The organism is Pseudomonas sp. GW821-FHT11G12 (assembly GCF_058808055.1).
In genome coordinates this window covers 154,307-177,303 of sequence record NZ_JBXARH010000007.1, presented here as the reverse complement: position 1 = coordinate 177,303, position 22,997 = coordinate 154,307, and the positions used below count along the sequence as shown (strand labels likewise).

The window sequence follows — 22,997 nt, the reverse complement described above, 5'->3', positions numbered from 1 at the left end:
CTCATCTGGCAAGGAAGCTATGCAATGACAGAACAACATCAGAATCTGGAAACTGATCAGACGATCCAGGCTGGCGAACAAACGTCACAAAATGATGCGAACGACAGCGCCAACCTGAGACGACAAGCGCGATCCGTCGTGAGCGAAGCCGGCGCCGACAGAAAACGCAGCACCGGCGGGATCGACAGCCTTGGCGGCGGCCGCTTGCCGTGACCGACTGATAAAAGCGACGGCAATGCCTGCGCTTCTACAGAAAGCCGTCGCGATCTCAGCAGCAGCCATCGTCTATAGTCAATTGATCTGCATCATGCTTTGTTACATTCGCTACACCATTCAAGATTTTTCCCCAACGCGACCAAAGGTCGCACCCGTTCGTCGGCATGACAGGCGTATCATTGCGCCACCGCAACACCCCTTTTTGACCCCGGCCGGCACGTATCGACCGAGGCATTTTTCCACTGCCGTGGGATGCAATGATGAGTAATCAGATTCCGGTACACGACGTCACGCCCCCCAACAAGAACGCGAACAACAGCGTCGACCTTTACGCCTCTCGAGAAAAAATCTACACCCGTGCTTTCACCGGCCTGTTCCGCAATCTGCGGATGATGGGCGGCGCGGCGCTGTTCCTGCTGTATTTCGGAACGGTCTGGCTGAACTGGGGCAGCCATCAGGCGGTGTGGTGGAACCTGCCGGAACGCAAGTTCTTCATCTTCGGTGCGACCTTCTGGCCGCAGGACTTCATTCTGCTCTCGGGCCTGCTGATCATTGCCGCGTTCGGCCTGTTCTTCATCACGGTGTATGCCGGCCGGGTCTGGTGTGGCTACACCTGCCCGCAAAGCGTGTGGACGTGGATTTTCATGTGGTGCGAGAAGGTCACCGAAGGCGACCGCAACCAGCGCATCAAGCTCGACAAGGCGCCGATGAGCGCCAACAAGTTCCTGCGCAAATTCTCCAAGCACGCACTGTGGCTGCTGATCGGTTTCGTCACCGGCATGACCTTTGTCGGCTACTTCTCGCCGATCCGCGAACTGGTGTTCGAGTTCTTCACCGGCCAGGCCGATGGCTGGTCGTATTTCTGGGTCGGTTTCTTCACCCTCGCCACGTACGGCAACGCCGGTTGGCTGCGTGAGCAGGTGTGCATCTACATGTGTCCGTATGCGCGCTTCCAGAGCGTGATGTTCGACAAGGACACCCTGATCGTCTCCTACGACCCGCGTCGCGGCGAAAGCCGTGGCCCGCGCAAGAAAGGCGTCGACTACAAGGCTCAGGGCCTGGGCGACTGCATCGACTGCACCATGTGCGTCCAGGTTTGCCCGACCGGCATCGACATCCGCGACGGCCTGCAGATCGAGTGCATCGGCTGCGCCGCGTGCATCGACGCCTGTGACAGCATCATGGACAAAATGGATTACCCGCGCGGGCTGATCAGCTACACCACCGAACACAACCTGTCCGGCCAGAAGACCCATAAACTGCGACCACGTCTGATCGGTTATGCCGTGGTGCTGCTGGCGATGATCAGTCTGCTGGTGACGGCCTTCTTCATGCGTTCGCTGGTAGGCTTCGACGTCAGCAAGGACCGCGTGCTGTACCGTGAAAACGCTGAAGGCCGGATCGAAAACGTCTACAGCCTGAAGATCATGAACAAGGATCAGCGCGACCACACCTACGTGCTGGAAGCCGCCGGATTGCCGGATCTGCGCCTGCAAGGCAAACGCGAGATCAAGGTGCCGGCCGGGGAAATCTTCAGCATGCCGGTCGAGCTGTCGAGCGCGCCCGAACAACTGCCGTCGAGCACCAACGAGGTGAAATTCATCCTCAAGGATGCCGATGACGACAGCGTCCACGTAGAAGCCAAGAGCCGGTTCATCGGCCCACAAAATCGTTGAGAGAACTGAACATGCCCGCAGCAAACGCCGCAAGCCCTTGGTACAAGCATCTCTGGCCATGGATCATCATCGGGATTCTGGCCTGTTCGGTGACCCTGACGCTGTCCATGGTGACCATTGCGGTTAACAACCCGGACAACCTGGTCAACGACAACTACTACGAGGCCGGCAAAGGCATCAACCGTTCGCTGGATCGTGAGCTGCTGGCGCAGAACCTGAAGATGCGCGCTGCCGTGCACCTGGATGATGTGACCGGCGAAGTCGACCTGCGCCTGAGCGGCGACAGCCAGCCGAAAACCCTGGAACTGAACCTGATCTCGCCGACCCAGCCGGACAAGGATCGCAAGATTGTCCTGACCCGCAGTGAAACCGAAACCGGCCGCTACATTGGCCAGTTGAGCGACAAGATCGAAGGCCGGCGCTTTGTGGAACTGCTGGGTTCGCAGGACGATCACGTGTGGCGGATGTTTGAAGAAGAAGTAGTCAGCCATGACAAGGATCTGTTGCTGGGTGATGAACCGCTGCAGGGTGCTGAGGATTTGAAGAAGTAAACAGCCTGCAAGTGCCCCCTCACCCTAGCCCTCTCCCCCAGGAGAGGGAACTGATCTCGGGTGTTTATAAATTCGATGTACACCAGTGCCGATAGCGCTGACTGAACACATTTTTCCGGCCTATACCGATCGGCTCCCTCTCCCTGGAGAGGGCACTGATCTCGGGTGTTTGCATAATCGATGTATGCCAGTGACGATAACGCTGACTGAACCCATTAATCCGGCCTCCACCGATCGGCTCCCTCTCCCTCCGGGAGAGGGCTGGGGTGAGGGCAAGCGGACAACCCGAAAAAAAGGGCTCACCCCTTCGACAATGCCATGACCACCCCCATCCCCTGCTACCACTGCGCCCTGCCCGTCCCTTCGGGCAGCCGCTTCACCGCCGTCGTGCTCGGGGAGTCCCGCGAGTTCTGCTGCCCCGGCTGTCAGGCCGTGGCCGAAGCCATCGTCGCTGGCGGGCTGGAAAGTTATTACCAGCACCGCAGCGAAGCCTCGGCCAACCCTGAAGCACTGCCGGTGCAACTGGTCGACGAGTTGGCGCTGTACGACCGCGCCGACGTGCAACAACCCTTCGTCCGCCACGAAGGTGAACTGGCCGAGACCACGTTGTTGATGGAAGGCATCAGTTGTGCCGCGTGCGGCTGGCTGATCGAGAAACACCTGCGCACGCTGCCCGCCGTGGCCGAGGCGCGGTTGAACCTGTCCAACCATCGCTTGCACGTACGCTGGGCTGACGGGCAATTGCCGCTGAGCCAGATCCTCGGCGAACTGCGCCACATCGGCTACGCCGCGCACCCGTATCAGGCTGACCGCGCCAGCGAACAACTGGCCAACGAAAACCGCCTCGCCCTGCGTCAGCTCGGTGTTGCCGGGCTGCTGTGGTTTCAGGCGATGATGGCGACCATGGCGACATGGCCGGAATTCAACATCGACCTCAGCCCGGAATTGCACACCATCTTGCGCTGGGTCGCGCTGTTCCTCACCACGCCGATTGTGTTCTACAGCTGCGCGCCGTTTTTCAAAGGTGCCATGCGCGACTTGCGCACCCGTCATCTGACCATGGACGTCTCGGTATCGCTGGCGATCGGTGCGGCTTATGTCGCCGGGATCTGGACCTCGATCACCGGGGTCGGCGAGCTGTATTTCGACGCGGTGGGCATGTTCGCCCTGTTCCTGTTGGCCGGGCGCTATCTGGAACGCCGCGCCCGGGAACGCACCGCCGCCGCCACCGCACAACTGGTCAATCTGTTGCCGGCCTCATGCCTGCGCCTTGACGACGCCGGCCAGAGCGAACGCATCCTGCTCAGCGAACTGCGCCTCGGTGACCGGGTGCTGGTTCAACCGGGTTCTGTGCTGCCGGCGGACGGCAAGATCCTCGACGGCCAGTCGAGTATTGATGAGTCGCTGCTGACCGGCGAATACCTGCCACAGCCGCGCACATTGGGCGATGCAGTCACCGCCGGCACGCTGAATGTGGAAGGTGCGCTGACCGTTGAAGTGCAGGCGCTCGGCCAAGACACGCGGCTGTCAGCCATCGTCCGCCTGCTGGATCGCGCCCAGGCGGAAAAACCTCGGCTGGCGGAAATCGCCGACCGTGCCGCGCAGTGGTTCCTGTTGCTGTCGTTGATCGCAGCAGCCGCCATCGGTCTGCTGTGGTGGGAGCTGGATTCGTCGCGGGCGTTCTGGATCGTCCTCGCGATGCTGGTCGCCACTTGCCCGTGCGCGTTGTCGCTGGCAACGCCGACCGCCCTCACCGCCGCCACTGGCACCCTGCACAAACTCGGCCTGCTGCTGACGCGCGGTCATGTGCTGGAAGGCCTGAACCAGATCGACACGGTGATCTTCGACAAGACCGGCACCCTCACCGAGGGGCGTCTGGTGCTGCGTTCGATACGCCCTCTCGGCACCCTCGACAGCGATCAATGCCTGAGCCTGGCCGCCGCGCTGGAAAACCGCTCGGAACACCCGATTGCCCGGGCTTTTGGCCGGGCGCCGCTGGCCGCCGAAGAAGTTCACAGCACGCCGGGGCTGGGGCTTGAAGGATTGGTCGGAACACAGCGCTTGCGTATCGGTCAGGCCGATTTTGTCTGCGATCTGAGCGGCGCGCCTGTGCCGTCGATGCCCGATGAACCGGGCCAATGGTTGTTGCTCGGTGACGATCAGGGGCCGCTGGCCTGGTTCGTCCTTGATGATCGCCTGCGCGCCGACGCCCCGGCCCTGCTCGCTGCGTGCAAGGCGCGCGGCTGGCACACGCTGCTGTTGTCGGGCGACAGTTCGCCGATGGTCGCCAGTGTCGCAGCCGAACTGGGCATCGACGAGGCCCGGGGCGGTTTGCGCCCGGACGACAAGCTGCAAGTGCTGCAACAACTGCACAAGGCCGGTCGCAAGGTGTTGATGCTCGGCGACGGGGTCAACGACGTGCCGGTGCTGGCCGCTGCGGACATCAGCGTGGCGATGGGCTCGGCCACTGATCTTGCGAAAACCAGTGCCGACGCGGTGCTGCTGTCCAACCGCCTCGACGCCTTGGTGCAAGCCTTCTCGCTCGCCCGCCGCACACGGCGGGTGATCATCGAGAACCTGTTGTGGGCCGCGCTGTACAATGGCCTCATGTTGCCGTTCGCCGCCCTCGGCTGGATCACTCCGGTGTGGGCCGCCGTCGGCATGTCGATCAGTTCGCTGACCGTGGTGCTCAACGCCCTGCGCCTGACTCGCCTGCCGAGTACGCCGGCCGTCAGCGCCTCGTCAGAAACCCGCCCGCTGCCGGCCTGAGCCGCGCGGGCATGGAGTACAGATGCCAGCTCTCTACGTGATGATCCCGGCCGCGCTGCTGATCGTGGCCATCGCCGTCTACATCTTCTTCTGGGCGGTGGACAGCGGCCAGTACGACGACCTCGACGGCCCCGCCCACAGCATCCTGTTCGACGACCAGGACCCGAACCACACCGCTGCGGTGGACGAAGCCAACCCGGCCAAACCGGACGACAAGGCGCCGCCCCATGCTTGAACTGGCGCCGCTGTTGGTGTCTGCGTTGATTCTCGGCCTGCTCGGCGGCGGGCATTGCCTGGGCATGTGCGGTGGCCTGATGGGCGCGCTGACCCTGGCGATTCCCAAGGAACAACGCAGCCGACGCTTTCGATTGCTGCTGGCCTACAACCTCGGGCGAATCCTCAGCTATGCCACGGCCGGATTGCTGATCGGGCTGGCCGGATGGGCCGTCGCCAACAGTCCTGCGGCGTTGTTCATGCGCGTGCTCGCCGGGTTGCTGCTGATCGCCATGGGCTTGTACCTGGCGGGCTGGTGGAGCGGCCTGACTCGCATCGAAAGCCTCGGTCGCGGACTGTGGCGCTACATTCAGCCTGTCGCCAATCGCCTGCTGCCGGTGTCGAGTCTGCCCCGGGCGCTGCTGCTCGGCGCGCTGTGGGGCTGGCTGCCGTGCGGGCTGGTTTACAGCACGTTGCTGTGGTCGGCCAGCCAGGGCAATGCACTGGACAGTGCCTTGCTGATGCTCGCCTTCGGGCTCGGCACCTGGCCGGTATTGCTGGCGACCGGCCTCGCGGCCGAGCGGGTCACGGCGCTGTTGCGCAAACGCAGCGTGCGCATGGCTGGTGGATTGCTGGTGATCCTGTTCGGCATCTGGACCCTGCCGGGGCCGCACCAGCACTGGCTGATGGGCCACTGATCCAGGCTTGATGCAAATCAAGATGCCCCTCCGCGCCCTCCCCTAGACTCGCTCACACTGCCAGCCTATCCGGGGGAATGCCCGCATGCTCGACGCCATTCGTTGGGACACCGATTTGATCCGCCGCTACGACCTGGCGGGGCCGCGCTACACCTCGTATCCGACGGCCGTGCAATTCAACAGTCAGGTCGGCACCTTCGACCTGTTCCACGCCCTGCGCGACAGCCGCAAGGCCCTGCGCCCGTTGTCGCTGTACGTGCACGTACCGTTCTGCGCCAACATTTGCTATTACTGCGCCTGCAACAAGGTCATCACCAAGGATCGTGGCCGCGCGCTGCCGTATCTGCAACGGCTCGAGCAGGAAATCCAGTTGATCGCCTGCCACCTCGACCCTGCGCAGAAAGTCGAGCAGCTGCACTTCGGCGGCGGCACCCCGACCTTTCTCAGCCACGACGAGTTGCGGCAGTTGATGGCGCACCTGCGCAAACATTTCAATCTGCTGGACGATGACTCCGGCGATTACGGTATCGAGATCGACCCACGCGAAGCCGACTGGTCGACCATGGGCCTGCTGCGCGAATTGGGTTTCAACCGGGTCAGCATCGGTCTGCAGGACCTCGACCCGGCGGTGCAACGCGCGGTCAATCGCCTGCAAAGCCTGGAAGAAACCCGCGCCGTGATCGACGCGGCGCGCACCCTGCAATTTCGCTCGATCAACATCGACCTGATCTACGGCCTGCCCAAGCAGACCCCGGACAACTTCGCCCGCACCGTCGAGGAAGTCATCAGCCTGCAACCGGATCGGCTGTCGGTATTCAACTACGCGCACCTGCCGGAACGCTTCATGCCGCAGCGACGGATCAACGGCAACGAACTGCCGAGCCCGACGCAGAAACTGGAAATGCTGCAACGCACCATCGAACAACTGACCGCCGCCGGCTATCGCTACATCGGCATGGACCACTTCGCCCTGCCCGACGATGAACTGGCGATTGCCCAGGAAGAATCGACCCTGCAACGCAATTTCCAGGGCTACACCACCCACGGTCATTGCGACCTGATCGGCTTGGGCGTGTCGGCCATCAGCCAGATCGGTGATCTGTACTGCCAGAACAGCAGCGACCTCAATCACTACCAGAACACCCTCGCCGGCGCGCAACTCGCCACCAGCCGGGGCCTGGTGTGCAACGCTGACGATCGCTTGCGCCGCGCGGTGATTCAGCAACTGATCTGCAATTTCAGCCTGGACTTCGCCGAGATCGAGCGCAGCTTCAACATCGATTTTCAGGGTTACTTCGGCGCGCTCTGGCCGCAATTGCAGGGCATGGCGCAGGACGGGCTGATCGAACTGGATCGCGAGCGCATCACCGTGCTGCCGGCCGGGCGCCTGCTGGTGCGTTCGGTGTGCATGGTGTTCGACGCGTATCTGGAACAGCAGAACCGCCAGCGTTTTTCGCGGGTGATTTAGCTCTTCATCAGCAGCGAGTTGGTTTTCAGGTTCTGGTCAGCGGTCAGGCCCGATTGGTCGATGACTTTGGCCAGAGACAGGTTGGCAGTGATCAGACCGTTGTTGAGGGCGGAGATGGCGCCTTTGAGGGCAGCGATCTTGGCGAACCGCTCTTCGTTGGAAAGGGTCTTGTTGGCCATCAGCGCGTTGATCTGGGCGTTCTTTTCGGCGATCTGCTGGCGAAACTTGCGAATCATCTTCAGCAATTGCTGGACGTTTTCCGGCAAGCCGCTTTCATCGATATCGCTGTTTTTCCCGCCGACACCGGCGGATTTTGCAATGGCGGCACCGGACAGCGACACTTTGACGCCCTCGACCAAGGTCGGGGTTCCCAACAATGCCGCGTCTGTGCCGGACTCATCGTCAACGGAGGTTTCAGCACTTTCCAGCAACGACGCAACGCCACTGTTACCGGGGGTCAGCGTGCCAATAGCAGTCATCGAAGCGGTTCCTTGCATGCCGTCAGATACCTGTTTATCGGCCGTCATCCCTGCGGCTTTATGCCGTGGGAGCAATCTCGCCACAGGCTGGCCTGAATGTCCTCCCCTGGGTTACCCTTACGCCTTATGTGTGTTTTCCCACAAGGATTTAAGAAATGTCCGAGCCAGTTAAACTGCGCGCTCACAACCAGGCTAATTGCAAGGATTGCAGCCTGGCCCCTCTCTGCCTGCCACTTTCGCTGAATCTGGAAGACATGGATGCGCTGGACGAAATCGTTAAACGTGGCCGCCCGTTGAAAAAGGGTGAGTTCCTGTTCCGCCAGGGCGACACCTTCGATTCCGTTTATGCAGTACGCTCCGGCGCCCTGAAGACCTTCAGCCTGAGCGATACCGGCGAAGAACAACTGACCGGCTTCCACCTGCCGAGCGAACTGGTCGGGCTGTCCGGTATGGACACCGAGAAACACCCGGTTTCCGCCCAGGCGCTGGAAACCACTTCGGTCTGCGAAATTCCGTTCGAACGCCTCGACGAACTGGCCCTGCAATTGCCGCAGCTGCGCCGTCAGTTGATGCGTGTGATGAGCCGCGAAATCCGCGACGACCAGCAAATGATGTTGCTGCTGTCGAAGAAAACCGCCGACGAGCGCATCGCCACGTTCCTGGTCAACCTGTCGGCCCGCTTCCGCGCTCGCGGGTTCTCGGCCAACCAGTTCCGTTTGAGCATGTCGCGCAATGAAATCGGCAACTACCTGGGGCTGGCGGTGGAAACCGTGTCCCGGGTCTTCACCCGCTTCCAGCAAAACGAACTGATCGCCGCCGAGGGCAAGGAAATCCATATCCTCGACCCGATCCAGCTCTGCGCCTTGGCCGGCGGCTCGCTCGAAGTCTGATCTCGACCCGCGGCCGAGCGTATCGTTTCAGCCGCGGGTATACTGCGCCGTTTGCAGCCCTGCCAGGACACCTCGACGATGGTCTTCGACTCCTTCGACATCAAATCCCTGATCCGCCCTGTGATCGATTTCCCGAAACCGGGCGTGATCTTTCGCGACATCACCCCGCTGTTCCAGTCGCCCAAGGCCCTGCGCCTGGTGATGGACAGCTTCGCCCACCGCTATGTGGAAGCCGACTTCACCCACATCGGCGCGATGGATGCGCGGGGCTTTCTGATCGGTTCGGTGCTGGCGTATCAGTTGAACAAGCCGCTGGTGCTGTTCCGCAAGCAAGGCAAACTGCCGGCGGACGTACTGGCTGAAGGCTACGCGACCGAATACGGCGAAGCGTTCCTCGAAGTGCACGCCGACAGCCTGTGTGAAGGCGACTCGGTGGTGATGTTCGATGACCTGATCGCCACCGGCGGCACGCTGATCGCAGCGGCCAACCTGATCCGGCGCATGGGCGCCCGCGTTCACGAAGCAGCGGCGATCATCGACCTGCCGGAACTGGGTGGTTCGCAGCGTCTTGAGGACATGGGCATTCCTACGTTCTGCCTGACGCAGTTTGCGCTGACCGACAAGTAAGCAACCCCGCTCCGCGACTCCCGATCGTTCCCACGCTCCGCGTGGGAATGCCTCAACGGACGCTCCGCGTTCGGCTTTGGAAGGGACGCGGAGCGTCCCGGGCTGCATTCCCACGCAGAGCGTGGGAACGATCAGTCACAAAATCTAAAGCCCCATCTGTTTGCTGATGATCTCGTTCATCACTTCCCGCGTCCCGCCGCCAATCGACAAGATGCGGTTATCCCGATACAGCCGCTCCACCAGGCTTTCGCGCATATAACCCAGCCCGCCGAGTATCTGCACCGCTTCCGTGGTGATCCGGTCCGAGGTGTCCGTGGCGAAGTTCTTGGCCATGGAGATTTCCTTGATCACGCTCTGCCCAGCCGCCATTTTCGCCGCCTGCCGGTAGGTGAACTCCCGCGAGACTTCCAGCGCCGTGGCCATTTCGGCGAGGCGATGCTTGATCACCTGGAACTTGCCGATGGGCTTACCGAACGCCTGCCGCTCCCGTGCCCACTTCAGGCTTTCTTCCAGCGCCAGTTGCGCGGTCATGTTGGCCATCAACGCCAGGGCCAGCCGCTCGCTCTGGAAGTTGCCCATGATGCAGGCGAACCCCATGTTCTCCGCGCCGATCAGATTTCCCACAGGTACCCGGCAATCATCGAAGAACAACTCAGCCGTGTCCGACGCCCACCAACCCATTTTCTTCAGCTGCCGACCGACGGTAAAATCGGGCGTGCCCTTCTCGATCAACAGCAGGCTGATGCCGCCAAACCCGGGCGCACCGGTACGCACCGCGACGGTGTAGTAATCCGCGCGTACGCCACTGGTGATAAAGGTTTTACTGCCGCTGACCCGGTAATGATCGCCGTCGCGGATGGCGCGGGTCTGCAGGTTGGCGACGTCAGAACCGCCGCCCGGCTCGGTGACGGCCAATGCGCTGATTTTCTCGCCACTGAGCACTTGAGGCACGACGCGATCACGCACTTCGGGCCGGGCCCATTTGACGATTGGCGGTAAACCGATATCGAGCGAACCGAGCCCGGCCACCAACCCGCCGGAGCCACAGCGCATCAGTTCTTCACTGGCGGCGATCTTGGCGAACAGATCACCTTCGTGACTGCCACCCAGCGCTTCGGGATAACCGATGCCGAGGATGCCGGCCGCACCGGCCTTCAGGTACAGCTCACGAGGGAAGCTTTCGGCTTCTTCCCACGCATCGATGTCCGGCAGGATCTCGCGTTCGACGAAACGTCTGACGCTGTCGCGGATCATTTGGTGGCTGGGGTCGAAGTATTCCTGGAAGGCAGGCATCGGCGAACTCCATGGAAGGGTTCGCCGAACTTAACCGAGCGCTTGCTTGGTTTTCAACAGGATTGTGTGGTTCAGAGGGAAATCGGCTTGCGCCCGGCAAACGAGTGAGCCAGCGTGCCGCCGTCCACCAGTTCCAGCTCGCCACCCAACGGCACGCCGTGAGCGATGCGCGAGGCGATCAGGCCTTTGTTGTTGAGCAATTGCGCGATGTAGTGCGCCGTCGCTTCACCTTCCACAGTCGGGTTGGTGGCGAGGATGACTTCGGTGAAGGTGCCCGCCTCTTCGATCCGCGTCATCAACTGCGGAATGCCGATGGCCTCCGGGCCGAGCCCGTCCAGCGGCGACAGATGCCCCTTGAGCACGAAATAGCGCCCACGGAACCCGGTCTGCTCGACCGCGTAGACGTCCATCGGACCTTCCACCACGCACAGCAGCGTGTCGTCACGGCGTGTGTCGGCGCATTGCGGGCACAGATCGTCTTCGGTCAGCGTGCGGCACTGGCGGCAGTGTCCGACCCCTTCCATGGCCTGGCTCAACGCCTGGGCCAGGCGCGTGCCGCCGCTGCGGTCACGTTCGAGCAACTGCAACGCCATACGCTGGGCAGTTTTCTGACCCACGCCCGGCAGAATTCGCAGGGCGTCGATCAGTTGGCGAATCAAAGGGCTGAAGCTCATGGGGAAAAAGTCCGACAAAACAACGAGACGCGGTTTATACCCGCGCCTCCGGCCAGCGTCAAATCCTCAGTCCTGGGCGACCCGCACTACCAGTTTGCCGAAGTTGCGCCCCTCCAGCAGCCCGATAAACGCTTGCGGCGCCTGCTCCAGGCCATCAACCACATCTTCGCGGAATTTCACCTTGCCCTCGCGCACCCACGGCACCATGGCGCTGATGAATTCCGGCTGACGGTCGCCATAGTCGTCGAACACGATGAAGCCCTGAATGCGTACTCGCTTGGTCAGCAAGGTGCGTTGCAGTGCGGGCAGACGATCCGGACCTTTCGGTACTTCAGTGGCGTTGTAGCCGGCAATCAGACCGCACAGCGGGATCCGCGCCTTGGGATTGAGCAGCGGGACGACCGCATCGAAGACATGGCCGCCGACGTTTTCGTAATAGACGTCGATGCCTTTCGGGCAGGCCTTGGCCAGTTGTTCGGCAAAGTCAGGCGCCTTGTGATCGATACAGGCGTCGAAACCCAGCTCCTCGACCACGTATTTGCACTTCTCTGCACCGCCGGCCACGCCGACGGCGCGCAGGCCTTTGATCTTCGCCACCTGCCCGACCACCGAACCTACTGCGCCAGAAGCAGCGGCGACCACCAGGGTCTCCCCTGCCTTCGGCTGGCCGATGTCCATCAGCCCCATGTAAGCGGTCATGCCCGGCATGCCCAGCACGCCGAGGGCCATCGACGGGCTCGGCAGCCCCGACGGGATCGGGATGATGTTGCGCCCGTCGCTGAGGCTGTGGCTTTGCCAACCCGTGGCGCCGACCACCAGATCGCCGACCTGGAATTTTGGATGACGCGACTGCTCGACCCGGCTGACAGCCCCACCGGTCATCACCTCGCCGATTTGTACCGGCGCAGCGTAGGACGGTGCGTCACTCATGCGCCCGCGCATGTAGGGATCGAGTGACAGGTAAAGGGTCTTGAGCAGCAACTGGCCGTCTTCAAGCGCCGGCAGCGCTTCGCGCTCCAGACGGAAATTCTCGGGTGTTGGCGCGCCCACCGGACGCGAGGCCAGCACGATGCGTTGATTGAGGGTCAGGGGGGCGGACATGTCAGCGTCTCCTTTGAATAATGAATTCGGGGTATAGGGAGCAGACCTTGGTGGCTTTTGCGCGTTCGATGCTTCTTCAGCCAGAAACAAAAATGCCAGGCGCGATGCCTGGCATTTTTTGTAGCTCATCCAATCCGCAAAGGCGAATCAGAACGGCAGTTTCATACCGGCCGGCAGGTTCATGCCAGCGGTCATGCTGCCCATCTTAGCCTGGCTGTTGGCTTCGATCTGACGCACGGCAGCGTTGACGGCAGCGGCCACCAGATCTTCGACCACTTCACGGTCGTCTTCGTCCAGGCCCGGCAGAACGCTTGGGTCGATGCTGACTTTTTTCACGTCGTGACGACCGGTCATCACCACGGTGACCAGATCGCCGCCGGCCTTACCGGTGACTTCTGCGTTGGCCAGCTCTTCCTGCATCTTGGCCATTTTTTCCTGCATCTGCTGCGCCTGCTTCATCAGGCCGGCCATGCCACCTTTCATCATGGTAATCACCTCAAAAGTACTTGGATCAATACAGCGTCCGGCGATTTGCGCCGAACGCCTTCAGTTATTAGCCCTGACTGACCAGGGCGTCGACAGGTTCAATAGTATCGTGTCGCACGACCGCACCGAACTGCTGCACCATCTGCTGGATGAACGGATCGCCATGGATCGACTCCTCCGCCTCGCGCTGACGGTTGGCACGGCGCCGGGAGGCGGCCTGGGCCGGGGTTTCCTGCTCGGGCTTGATCAGCTCCATACTCAGGTTCAGCGTGCGGCCGTGGTACTGGTTCAACGCATCGTTCAGCCGACGCTGCTGGGTGGCGTTGAACAAGGCGCTATGAGCCGGGTCCAGGTGCATCAGCCAGTTGTCGCCATCGACCGCGATCAGCGTGCAGTTGGCGGCGATGCTGCCGGTCATGCCGGAGATCGGCAGTTTCGGGAACAGCTCCAGCCATTGCAGGGCCAGACCGGTGGCCGGCGCAGCGGCGGGTTCCGGCTCGGGCTCCGGGACCGGATCGGCCGCGTGTTCGCTGGCCAGATCGTCGAGGTAACTGTAGGCCGAATCCATGTCCGGCTCGATGTAGTCTTCGTCGAGCGGCGGCTCGTCGTCCATGTCCATGCCCGGCGTGGCGGCATCGACCTCGGCCACCGACGGCTCGGGGATCGGCGCGGCGGCCCACTCCGGCGCATCCGGCACGACGCTGTCCGGGGTCGGCAGCGGCATCGGCGGCAGGTCAGGCTGCTCGGCGGTGGTTTCCAGCACCGGCTCGACCGCTGGCTGTTGCACAGGAGCCGGTTCTACCGGGTCATTCCACGGCAGATCGACGACTTCCTCGACGGCGACCGGCTCTGGTTCCGGCTCAGGCAGGGGTTCAGGCGCAATCACCGGGGCAACCGGGGCGGGCTCGGGAGCAGGCGCTGGCGCAGGTGCAACCACCGGAGCCGGCGCAACAGCCGCAGCAACTACCGGCGCAGGTTTCGGCGCGGCAGCCACTGAGTTTGCGGAATCAACTGTGGCCTGGCTGATCCCCACTGGCTTTAGCGGTTGCCTCGGGGCGTCCGCCGTATCCGCCGGCCGGAAGGCCAGCATCCGCAGCAGGACCATTTCGAATCCGCCACGCGGGTCTGGCGCCAGCGGCAAGTCGCGGCGGCCGATCAGGCCCATCTGGTAATAGAACTGCACGTCTTCGGCCGGCAAGGCCTGGGCCAGTGCCAGCACCCGGTCACGGTCGCCGTGGCCGTTGTCGACGCCTTCCGGCAAGGCCTGGGCGATCGCGACGCGGTGCAGCACGTTGAGAATTTCCGAGAGCACGCCGTTCCAGTCCGGCCCTTGTTCGGCCAGGTGACGCACGGCTTCGAGCAACGCCTTGGCGTCACCTTCGATCAGCGCGTGCAGCACGTCGTAGACCTGACCGTGATCCAGCGTACCGAGCATTGCCCGCACATCGGCGGCCAACACCTTGCCTTCACCGAAGGCGATGGCCTGATCGGTCAGGCTCATGGCGTCGCGCATCGAACCGTCGGCCGCGCGGCCGAGCAGCCACAGGGCGTCGTCTTCGAACGGCACGTTTTCCGCGCCGAGAACATGGGTCAAATGCTCGACCACCCGCTCGGGGGTCATGTTCTTCAGCGAGAATTGCAGGCATCGCGACAAAATCGTTGCCGGAAGTTTCTGCGGGTCGGTGGTCGCCAGGATGAACTTGACGTAGGGCGGCGGCTCTTCGAGGGTTTTCAGCAGCGCATTGAAGGAATGGCTGGAGAGCATGTGCACTTCGTCGATCAGGTAGACCTTGAAGCGCCCGCGGCTCGGGGCGTACTGCACGTTGTCGAGCAGCTCGCGGGTGTCCTCGACCTTGGTCCGGCTCGCGGCGTCGATCTCGATCAGGTCGACGAAGCGCCCTTCATCGATCTCCCGGCACACCGAACACTCGCCGCACGGGCTTGAAGTGATACCTGTTTCACAGTTCAGACATTTGGCGATGATCCGCGCAATCGTCGTCTTGCCGACGCCCCGCGTCCCGGTGAACAGGTAGGCGTGGTGCAGGCGCTGGCTGTCCAAGGCATTGATCAGAGCCTTGAGCACATGGGTCTGGCCGACCATTTCGCGGAACGAGCGCGGACGCCATTTACGTGCAAGAACCTGATAACTCATCGAAAACCGTCGCGGCAAAGGAAGCAGAAGCGGCTAATGCTAGCGGAGCAAGGGCAAAATTGCATCCGGTGCGCTCTTCTATTCTGGCTAAGCTGCATGGGCGGAGGCTTTTGTCGGCACGGGAACGGGAATTACCGGAGCATTTATGCGGTGGGCCGTGGGGGCAATACTGGGAATCAGCCTGAACGCGATGGCCGCGCAGCCGCCGCTGCGCTTCGCCATGGCCGACAGCTGGGCGATGCCGCTGGCGCAATACGAACGCGGCCGCCCGACCCAGGGCATCCTTTACGACATGATGCTCAGCCTGGCGACCCAGGTCGGCGTGCCGGCGGAGTTTCACGTCCTGCCCCGCACCCGCGTGCAAAACGCCATGGAACACGGCGAAGTCGACGTGCGCTGTTATGCCTCGCAATCGTGGCTGCCGAACCTGTCCGGGAATTACATCTGGAGCATCCCGCTGTTCTTCCAGCGCGACCTGCTGATCGGCCGCCAGGATCAACCCTCCAGCGTCGATCCGGCCCACCTGCCCCGCCAATCGATCGGCACCGTGCTCGGCTACAGCTACCCCACGCTGCAACCGCTGTTCGACGCCGACCGGTTATGGCGCGAAGACGCACGCAACCAGGAACAGGTGCTGGACAAACTCCTGGCCGGCCGTTACCGCTACGCCGTGAGCAATCAATGGACGCTGGACTGGTTCAACCAGCGCCTGCTGCCGGGGCAGCAACTGCGAGGGGTGGCAGTGTTGCAGGAGCAGCAGGTCGGCTGCTACGTCCGCAACGATCCGAAAGTGCCGGTGCAGCGGATATTGAGGACGTTGCTGCAGATGAAAATGTCGGGGGAGATTGATGACATTATCCGGTTGTATACCGGGGGGTCGGGCAGCGAACCTTGACCCGTAAACACCCACAAAAAAAGGAACCCGTCTGACGAGTTCCTTTTTTCATTGCCGATGTTTTTCAGCCAGCTACAAATCTCAATACTGAGCCTTCACATAACTTTCGATCGGTTTCTGCAGCAGATCCTGTGGATGATCGCCGCCGAACGTCAGCCACTTGCTCTTGCCTGACACCACGGTCGACGCCAGAGGTTCATCGCCCTTCGCGCCGTAAATCGCCAATTTCACTTCGATCCGGTCCGGAATACCCGACCACTCCGTAGCCCGGTCTTCCCAATGCAGGATTTCCGGCACAACGTAGTACCCGGCACTCCCCTGCTGCCTGATACAGGCAAGATCCGCACAGGATTCGGACACTTTCACCTGATTCGCATAGCGGGCAAATGCCGACCGGACCGCGCCCGCCGTCATGGCACCCGACGCTTTATAAACGGTGGTCTCGTAACGACCATCGACAGGCGTTGCGATAGAGACCGACTGACCTTGAATCAACTTTTCAGGGCTTGTCGTCAAATCCTGCTGAACGTACTTGGCGGAACAGCCTGACACCAGAACAGATAAAACGATGATTGAACGCTTGAACACAGTGTCTCCATGACTTTCGATACGAGAAGAGCTCAACCCGCTGAATAGAAGGCTGAAGCGCGCGAATGCTACTAATGCGCCACCACTCTGTCCATGACCGAAGGATCTCAACAGCCCGGCACCATCAATGGCCGGCCGTATCGCGGAATTTCTGGTATTCGTGATACTCGACCCACGCAACCACATCGTACGGCACGTAAAGCTTCAGCCTGGCGCGGGAAATGGCGATGTACACGGCGCAGATCCGCTGATCGAACGCATAGGCATCCTTGAATTTCTCGTTGGTCAGCAGGCCGGGGGTCAGCAGCACCTTGTCGAACTCCATGCCCCCCGCCTCTTCCGCCAGCATCAACATGCAGCCGTTGCCTGTGTTGTCGATCATTCGGTTCAGGCGTGTCAGGTCGGCAATCATGAAGCCGTTTTCCAGCTTGGCCTTGACCCGCAGAAACGACTCGTCGAACTGATTGGCGTCGCACACGGCCTGCCAGTCGGGCAAGTCGCTGAAGTAAGGATGCACGCCGTTTTCGCTGTATTCGGAGCGATAGAAATCCGGTTTGAACAATTCGATGGCCGTAGCCATGAAATGCTTCAGATCATCCTGGGTTCGCTTGTCCGGGAATCTGAACTTGCAGTTGGAATCGTGCAGGTGGATGGCCCAGATCATGGTGTCCCACGGCGATGCCGTCAGCACCACGCAACCTTCGGACGGTACGAAACCTTCCGGGTACTCCTTGATGACGACATCAGCATCACTGGCGCCTTCGAACGGAATCTTGCCCTTCTGCGAGTGCCGGGCGATCAGCGGGTTGACCAGCTTTTCGACGTTGCGGCCCGAGCGCACGGAATAGCTGATATCGCTCTGGCGGACCTCGCGGTGCCGCTTGACCGACACGCCGCTGGCCTGCTGGTACTCGTCGCCGAGGGTGATCAGCACCTGACGACCGCGTTCGATGATCTGCAACAGCGAGCCGGGAATGTCCTGACTCTCGTCGATCAGCACGTGGGTGTAGCGCGCCGGCACCACGCAGCCGGCAATACAGGCGCGCTTGATCATCAACAGAGCTTCGAAGCCGGTCTGACTGCCCCACGCCGGGTTGAGTTCGAGGTAGCCCCACACCCGGCTCGAATACTCCAGTAAAACCTGCGCGTCCACGCTGGAGAGCGGCTGGTTGAAGTGCGGCAGATGCTTCGCCGAAAAAGTGTGATCACGGAAACGGCAGTAGCGCTCGATCACTTTGAGGCAGAGCTCAAGGGTCGCCTGCCCGTCGTGGTGGCGGAAACCGAAGATGTTCAGTTCCTGCGCCAGCGCCTGTCGAGTCGGGATTCGAGCCCCCTCCGCCGCAGGCCTGCGACCGAGCATCAGCGACTGGGCAAACGCCAGGAAGGTCTTGCCGGCCTTCTTCTCGCTCGGCCCCACCATGCGCTGGCGAAGGACTTCGAGCTTGGCCGGGGTGCGCGCCAGCAACAGGGTTTTTTCCGGGCGTAGATGCTCCAGCAAGGCCACCAGCAGATGGCTCTTGCCGATCCCTGCGTAACCTTGAACGTGGAGATCTTCATCCAGGTTGGCGCGGAAGGTCCTGACCAGTTTGTCCTGCGCCGGGCTCAACCAGCGCTCGCGCTGCCGGGGCGTCACGATCTGTTGACTGAACGGGTCATGGCTGCGGTGGCGCCGGACTTTGTATTCGAAATCCCACTGACCATCGGGCAACAAATAGTCGCGTGCGGACACTTCTTCGGCCAGCAGAAAACGCAGGTTCAGTGGTTTGAGAACTTTCAGGCCGAAATACAGTTTGCGCGGATCGAACAGTCGCTGTGCTTCCGACAGCAGGCCCGCCGTTGTTGACTGCCGCTTTTCGGCAGCCCAGGACAAGAGCTTGGCCAGAATCTTCTCTGCCGCCACGGCGCCGAGATCCTGCTCTGTCGTTTGCACCAGATTCTGGATGACCAGCACTGCCGCCAATTCGGGATCGCTCAGGGCTTCGAGGGCTTTGGCGCCACTCGCCTGCAGCAGGTTCGCGCAGGTTTCATCCGTGACGGGCAAAAACACGGGGCTGGATAAATCGGAATGTTCCGGGAGCATAAAACCTCGCGGCCAGGGTACAGACCTTACAAGGTCGATCCCGGCCAGACTCTTCATTTATTTCGGTGGCTGCGAGTATGCGGGATTGAAGAGCAAATGATTACCCCGTGTCGGCGCCCTCGCGAGCAGGGGGTTTGCGTACGAACCACCAAATCGCAGGCATAAAAAAACCGCAGTGGGCGAAACCCATGCAGTTCGGTGTTGATTCGTTCGAGGTTCGTTAAGGTGGTAACCCTACCAGCCACACCCCGGCACACAATGTTCCCGCTGTGGCTGCTGCCTTCCGGCTCTGACCAGGTTCACGGGTAATCGTTGCGGGGGGACCGATAGGGTCACCATAACGACGCTCACCTGTCGGCGAGCCGCGCCATTGTACCTATCTGAGACGAAGTTACAACCGCTGGTTGTAGATAAAAAATATGAAGGGCTTCAAGCACTTGCTATTGCGCCTGAAGCACCTCGTCGGCCCGGCCGCCCTCTTGCTGGATCACCAGATGAATGAAGTGCAGCTTGGCGATCGCCGCAGGCGGCAGCACAAAGGGATAGAAATCCGGCTGGCCCATGCTGCGCGACAGTTCGTTGAGCATGCCGGCCAGCTCGATCCACGCGTTGACGAATGACAGGAACGCCGCGCCGCCGGGATGCTCAGGGTCGTACAGCGTGCTCGATGGAAACGGCTGATAATCGAGGTCCATCTCCCGGGCGCTCATGCCGAAACCCAGCGCCGTGTCCACTGCGTCCATCATGTGCAGGTAATGCGCCCAGGTTTCCGCCCAGTCTTCCCACGGGTGCATGGTGGCGTAGGCACTGACGTAATGCTGCGACCAGTCCGCCGGCGCGCCCTGTTGATAATGCCGCTCCAGCGCCTCGGCATAACTGGCGCGTTCGTCGCCGAACAGGTTGCGGAACGAACCCAGCCAAGGGCCGTTGTCGATCAGCCGATCCCAGTAGTAATGCCCGACCTCATGGCGAAAATGCCCGAGCAATGTGCGATAGGGTTCGTGCATCTGCGCCCGAACCTGCTCGCGGTGGGCGTCGTCGGCCTCTGCGATATCGAGGGTGATCAGGCCGTTGGCGTGGCCGGTCATCGGTGAATTGCCTTCCAGATCGACACCGATGAAATCGAACGCCAGGCCGGTGTCTTCGTCGACGGTTTTCGGGATGACCGGCAGGCCGAGGCTGATCAGTTGTGCGACCAGTCGGCGCTTGGCGATTTCCACCTTGCGCCAGCGCTCGGGGTTTTCCGGGACGGACAGATCGGGGATGGTGCGATTCAGATCGCAAGCCGCGCACAGGGTGTCGTGATCGCTGGCGGGCAGCAGCCAGTTGCAGGCCGCCGGGGTATCGAGGTTGGCGCAGCGCCGGAACAGGCCGGCCTCGGGATCGGCATCCAGCGTCCAGGTGCCCTCAAACGGCCCCGGTTGCAGCGACGTCAGCCGACTGTGTTCCGGTTGATAACCCAGCGCCGCGTTGCAGGCCAGGCACTGACTGTTGCGAAAGAACAACGACTGGCCGCAACGGCACGGCCAGACTTTGCTGTTGCGTGAAGATTCGCCCATGAACGGCGCGACGATGCGGGAACTGAGCTGCTCGAAAAAGCGGTACATGGCGATCTCTCCCTTGGGCTTGCCAAGACTAGATCATTCCCGCGAACAGATCGTTCCCACGCTCCGCGTGGTAACGCATACCGTGACGCTCTGCGTCACAGCGGACGCGGAGCGTCCGGGGCGGCATTCCCACGCGGAGCGTGGGAACGATCATCTGTCGATCAGTTAGGCGCTGATACCGTGTCCTTTCAGGAACGCGATAAACGCCTCTTCATCCATCACCTTCACGCCCAGTTCGTTGGCCTTGGTCAGTTTCGACCCGGCGCCCGGCCCGGCGACCACACAATGGGTCTTGGCCGACACCGAACCGGCGACCTTGGCACCGAGGCTTTCCAGGTGTTCCTTGGCGACGTCGCGGCTCATCAGCTCGACCTTGCCGGTCAGCACCCAGGTTTCGCCGGCCAGTGGCAGGCCTTCGACGACTTTTTTCTCGCTCTGCCAGTGCATGCCGAAATCGCGCAGTTGTTTCTCGGCGCTTTCAGCCAGTTGCCGATGTTCAGGCGATTCAAAAAACTCACGCACCGAATTGGCCTGTTTCTCCGGCAATGCCTGGCGCATGTCCAGCCAGTCAGCGTTCATCACCCCTTCCAGCGATTCGAACTTGTCCGCCAGCTTCTGCGCCCCGCCCGGCCCGACCGAAGGAATGTGCAACTTGTCGAGGAAACCGCCCAGCGTTGTACTCGCGGCAAACTCGGCGCCCAGCTCACCCTGATCCTGAATCTGCAAACCGTGACCCAGCAGCTCGGTGATCACCTGCTGGTTGTGCGCATCTTCAAAGAAGCTGTGGATCTCGTGCGCCACTTCCAGGCCGATGTCCGGCAAGTACGTCAGCACTTGCGGCAAGGCTTGCTGGACGCGCTCCAGCGACCCCAGCGAGCGCGCCAGCACCTTGGCCGTCTCCTCGCCGACATCCGGGATACCCAGCGCATAAATGAACCGCGCCAGACCCGGCCTCTTGCTGTCTTCGATGGCGGCCAGCAACTTGTTGCTCGACACCTCGGCAAAGCCTTCCAGATCGACGATGTCGTCGAACTTCAGCGCGTAGAGATCGGCCGGCGAACTGACCAGACCTTCGTCCACCAACTGCTCGACGCTCTTGTCGCCGAGGCCTTCGATATCCATGGCGCGTCGCGAAACGAAGTGAATGATCGCCTGCTTCAGTTGCGCACCGCAGGCCAGTCGGCCGACGCAGCGGTACACCGCACCTTCGCTGATGGTCTCCTTGCCTTTGCTGCGTTTGACCAGTTGCGTGCGCTCGACATGGGATCCGCAGACCGGGCAGCTCTCAGGAATTTGCACGGGGCGCGCGTCCTCGGGACGGCGCTCGATGACCACTTGCACCACTTGCGGGATCACATCGCCAGCGCGGCGAATGATCACCGTGTCGCCGATCATCAGGCCCAACCGGGCAACTTCGTCCATGTTGTGCAGCGTGGCATTGGCCACGGTGACGCCGGCAACCTTGACCGGTTTCAACCGCGCCACGGGCGTGACCGCACCGGTGCGACCGACCTGGAATTCCACATCGAGCAGCTCGGTGAGTTCTTCCATCGCCGGGAATTTGTGGGCGATGGCCCAGCGCGGCTCGCGGGCGCGGAAGCCCAGTTCGCGCTGGTCGGCAATGCTGTTGACCTTGAACACCACGCCGTCGATTTCATAAGCCAGCGAGTTACGACGCTCACCGATATCGCGGTAGTAATCCAGGCATTCGCCGATACCCTTGGCCAGTTTCAATTCGTGGCTGATCGGCATGCCCCAGGCTTGCAGTTGCTTGAGGTTGCCAATGTGGGTGTCGGCGATGTCGTTGGACACCTGACCGATGCCGTAGCAGCAGAATTCCAGCGGACGGTTGGCGGTGATCTTTGAATCCAGCTGACGCAAGCTACCGGCGGCGGCGTTGCGCGGGTTGGCGAAGGTCTTGCCGCCGACTTCCAGTTGCGAGGCGTTCAGGCGTTCGAAACCGGCCTTGGACATGAACACTTCACCGCGCACTTCCAACGTCGCCGGCCAGCCTTCGCCGTGAAGCTTCAGCGGGATGTTGCGCACGGTGCGCACGTTGACGCTGATGTCTTCGCCGGTGGTGCCGTCGCCGCGCGTGGCGCCGCGCACCAGCACGCCGTCCTGATACAGCAGGCTGACCGCCAGGCCATCGAGTTTCGGCTCGCAGCTGTATTCCACCGCCGCACCACCGCCGAACAGGTCACCGGCCGGTAGGTCCAGACCTTCGGTCACCCGGCGATCGAACTCGCGCATGTCGGTTTCTTCGAAGGCGTTGCCGAGGCTGAGCATCGGCACTTCGTGACGCACCTGGGTGAACGCGGTCAGCGCCACGCTGCCGACGCGCTGGGTCGGCGAGTCGCTGGTGATCAGTTCCGGGTTGGCCGCTTCCAGCGCCTTGAGCTCGTGGAACAACCGGTCGTACTCGGCATCCGGAATGCTCGGCTCATCGAGAACGTGGTAACGGTAGTTGTGCTGATCGAGCTCAGCACGCAGCTCTAGAATGCGGGTTTCGGCGGCAGTCATGGGTGTTCTCT

20 protein-coding genes and 1 other RNA gene are annotated in these 22,997 nt (G+C 61.8%); 10 read left to right on the top strand and 11 right to left on the bottom strand.

The annotated features are described in order from the left end of the window. Window positions 1–24: 24 nt before the first annotated feature. The 7 genes from AC1RR7_RS20915 (at window position 25) to hemN (ending at window position 7,591) form a co-directional block, all read left to right on the top strand. Window positions 25–213, top strand: a complete 189-nt coding sequence (locus tag AC1RR7_RS20915; RefSeq protein ID WP_102622554.1) for a hypothetical protein — start codon at window positions 25–27, stop codon at window positions 211–213. Between the two features lie 263 nt (window positions 214–476). After that, the gene (gene ccoG, locus AC1RR7_RS20910) at window positions 477–1,892 is read left to right on the top strand and encodes a cytochrome c oxidase accessory protein CcoG (RefSeq protein ID WP_493158330.1); all 1,416 of its coding nucleotides are present in this window, start codon (window positions 477–479) and stop codon (window positions 1,890–1,892) included. Between the two features lie 11 nt (window positions 1,893–1,903). Continuing rightward, window positions 1,904–2,443 carry a FixH family protein gene (locus tag AC1RR7_RS20905; RefSeq protein WP_493158329.1) on the top strand — a complete coding sequence of 180 codons (540 nt, stop codon included), beginning with the start codon at window positions 1,904–1,906 and terminating at the stop codon, window positions 2,441–2,443. 318 nt (window positions 2,444–2,761) lie between these two features. Further along, on the top strand, window positions 2,762–5,212 hold the full coding sequence (locus AC1RR7_RS20900) for a heavy metal translocating P-type ATPase (RefSeq protein ID WP_493158328.1): 2,451 nt from the start codon (window positions 2,762–2,764) through the stop codon (window positions 5,210–5,212). 22 nt (window positions 5,213–5,234) lie between these two features. Further along, window positions 5,235–5,447, top strand: coding sequence for a cbb3-type cytochrome oxidase assembly protein CcoS (gene ccoS, locus AC1RR7_RS20895; protein ID WP_007951659.1), 213 nt, complete (start codon window positions 5,235–5,237; stop codon window positions 5,445–5,447). Beyond that, window positions 5,440–6,123 carry a sulfite exporter TauE/SafE family protein gene (locus AC1RR7_RS20890; RefSeq protein WP_039770036.1) on the top strand — a complete coding sequence of 228 codons (684 nt, stop codon included), beginning with the start codon at window positions 5,440–5,442 and terminating at the stop codon, window positions 6,121–6,123. The genes ccoS and AC1RR7_RS20890 overlap by 8 nt, the downstream gene beginning before the upstream one ends. An 85-nt stretch (window positions 6,124–6,208) precedes the next feature. Beyond that, a complete protein-coding gene (gene hemN / locus AC1RR7_RS20885) occupies window positions 6,209–7,591 on the top strand; it encodes an oxygen-independent coproporphyrinogen III oxidase (protein WP_493158327.1) in 1,383 nt (460 codons plus the stop codon). Here the strand turns inward: hemN and AC1RR7_RS20880 are convergent. Next, the gene (locus tag AC1RR7_RS20880; protein WP_493158326.1) at window positions 7,588–8,070 is read right to left on the bottom strand and encodes a hypothetical protein; all 483 of its coding nucleotides are present in this window, start codon (window positions 8,068–8,070) and stop codon (window positions 7,588–7,590) included. The genes hemN and AC1RR7_RS20880 overlap by 4 nt on opposite strands. A 155-nt stretch (window positions 8,071–8,225) precedes the next feature. Here AC1RR7_RS20880 and fnr point away from each other — a divergent pair, with 155 nt between their 5' ends. Together fnr and AC1RR7_RS20870 are read left to right on the top strand one after the other, a co-directional pair. Then, entirely contained in the window at window positions 8,226–8,960 is a 735-nt protein-coding gene (gene fnr / locus AC1RR7_RS20875; protein WP_007951654.1) for a fumarate/nitrate reduction transcriptional regulator Fnr, read from the top strand. Window positions 8,961–9,038: 78 nt separating this feature from the next. Further along, entirely contained in the window at window positions 9,039–9,587 is a 549-nt protein-coding gene (locus AC1RR7_RS20870; RefSeq protein ID WP_003223345.1) for an adenine phosphoribosyltransferase, read from the top strand. 144 nt (window positions 9,588–9,731) lie between these two features. Here the strand turns inward: AC1RR7_RS20870 and AC1RR7_RS20865 are convergent, their stop codons facing one another. The 5 genes from AC1RR7_RS20865 to dnaX all read right to left on the bottom strand — a co-directional run bounded on the left by AC1RR7_RS20865 (window position 9,732) and on the right by dnaX (window position 15,293). Next, window positions 9,732–10,880 (bottom strand): acyl-CoA dehydrogenase family protein, encoded by a 1,149-nt coding sequence (locus AC1RR7_RS20865; protein ID WP_493158325.1) that lies wholly within the window; start codon window positions 10,878–10,880, stop codon window positions 9,732–9,734. A gap of 71 nt (window positions 10,881–10,951) precedes the next feature. Next, entirely contained in the window at window positions 10,952–11,554 is a 603-nt protein-coding gene (recR, locus tag AC1RR7_RS20860) for a recombination mediator RecR (protein ID WP_096822493.1), read from the bottom strand. A gap of 66 nt (window positions 11,555–11,620) precedes the next feature. Then, a complete protein-coding gene (gene curA, locus AC1RR7_RS20855) occupies window positions 11,621–12,655 on the bottom strand; it encodes an NADPH-dependent curcumin/dihydrocurcumin reductase (RefSeq protein WP_493158323.1) in 1,035 nt (344 codons plus the stop codon). Window positions 12,656–12,802: 147 nt separating this feature from the next. Continuing rightward, entirely contained in the window at window positions 12,803–13,141 is a 339-nt protein-coding gene (locus tag AC1RR7_RS20850) for a YbaB/EbfC family nucleoid-associated protein (protein ID WP_007951650.1), read from the bottom strand. 67 nt (window positions 13,142–13,208) lie between these two features. Further along, window positions 13,209–15,293, bottom strand: coding sequence for a DNA polymerase III subunit gamma/tau (gene dnaX / locus AC1RR7_RS20845; protein ID WP_102622561.1), 2,085 nt, complete (start codon window positions 15,291–15,293; stop codon window positions 13,209–13,211). Between the two features lie 145 nt (window positions 15,294–15,438). Between dnaX and AC1RR7_RS20840 the strand changes: the two genes are divergently transcribed. Beyond that, on the top strand, window positions 15,439–16,188 hold the full coding sequence (locus AC1RR7_RS20840) for a substrate-binding periplasmic protein (protein WP_493158321.1): 750 nt from the start codon (window positions 15,439–15,441) through the stop codon (window positions 16,186–16,188). 81 nt (window positions 16,189–16,269) lie between these two features. Here the strand turns inward: AC1RR7_RS20840 and AC1RR7_RS20835 are convergent, their stop codons facing one another. The 5 genes from AC1RR7_RS20835 to ligA all read right to left on the bottom strand — a co-directional run bounded on the left by AC1RR7_RS20835 (window position 16,270) and on the right by ligA (window position 22,986). Further along, window positions 16,270–16,776, bottom strand: a complete 507-nt coding sequence (locus AC1RR7_RS20835; protein WP_273536085.1) for a DUF4823 domain-containing protein — start codon at window positions 16,774–16,776, stop codon at window positions 16,270–16,272. A gap of 124 nt (window positions 16,777–16,900) precedes the next feature. Continuing rightward, window positions 16,901–18,856 (bottom strand): hypothetical protein, encoded by a 1,956-nt coding sequence (locus tag AC1RR7_RS20830; RefSeq protein ID WP_493158320.1) that lies wholly within the window; start codon window positions 18,854–18,856, stop codon window positions 16,901–16,903. Window positions 18,857–19,088: 232 nt separating this feature from the next. After that, window positions 19,089–19,185, bottom strand: an RNA gene (gene ffs, locus AC1RR7_RS20825) — signal recognition particle sRNA small type. A 111-nt stretch (window positions 19,186–19,296) separates the two neighbouring features. Continuing rightward, on the bottom strand, window positions 19,297–20,463 hold the full coding sequence (locus tag AC1RR7_RS20820; protein ID WP_493158318.1) for a zinc-binding metallopeptidase family protein: 1,167 nt from the start codon (window positions 20,461–20,463) through the stop codon (window positions 19,297–19,299). A 165-nt stretch (window positions 20,464–20,628) separates the two neighbouring features. Next, a complete protein-coding gene (gene ligA / locus AC1RR7_RS20815) occupies window positions 20,629–22,986 on the bottom strand; it encodes an NAD-dependent DNA ligase LigA (protein ID WP_102622570.1) in 2,358 nt (785 codons plus the stop codon). Window positions 22,987–22,997: the final 11 nt, after the last annotated feature.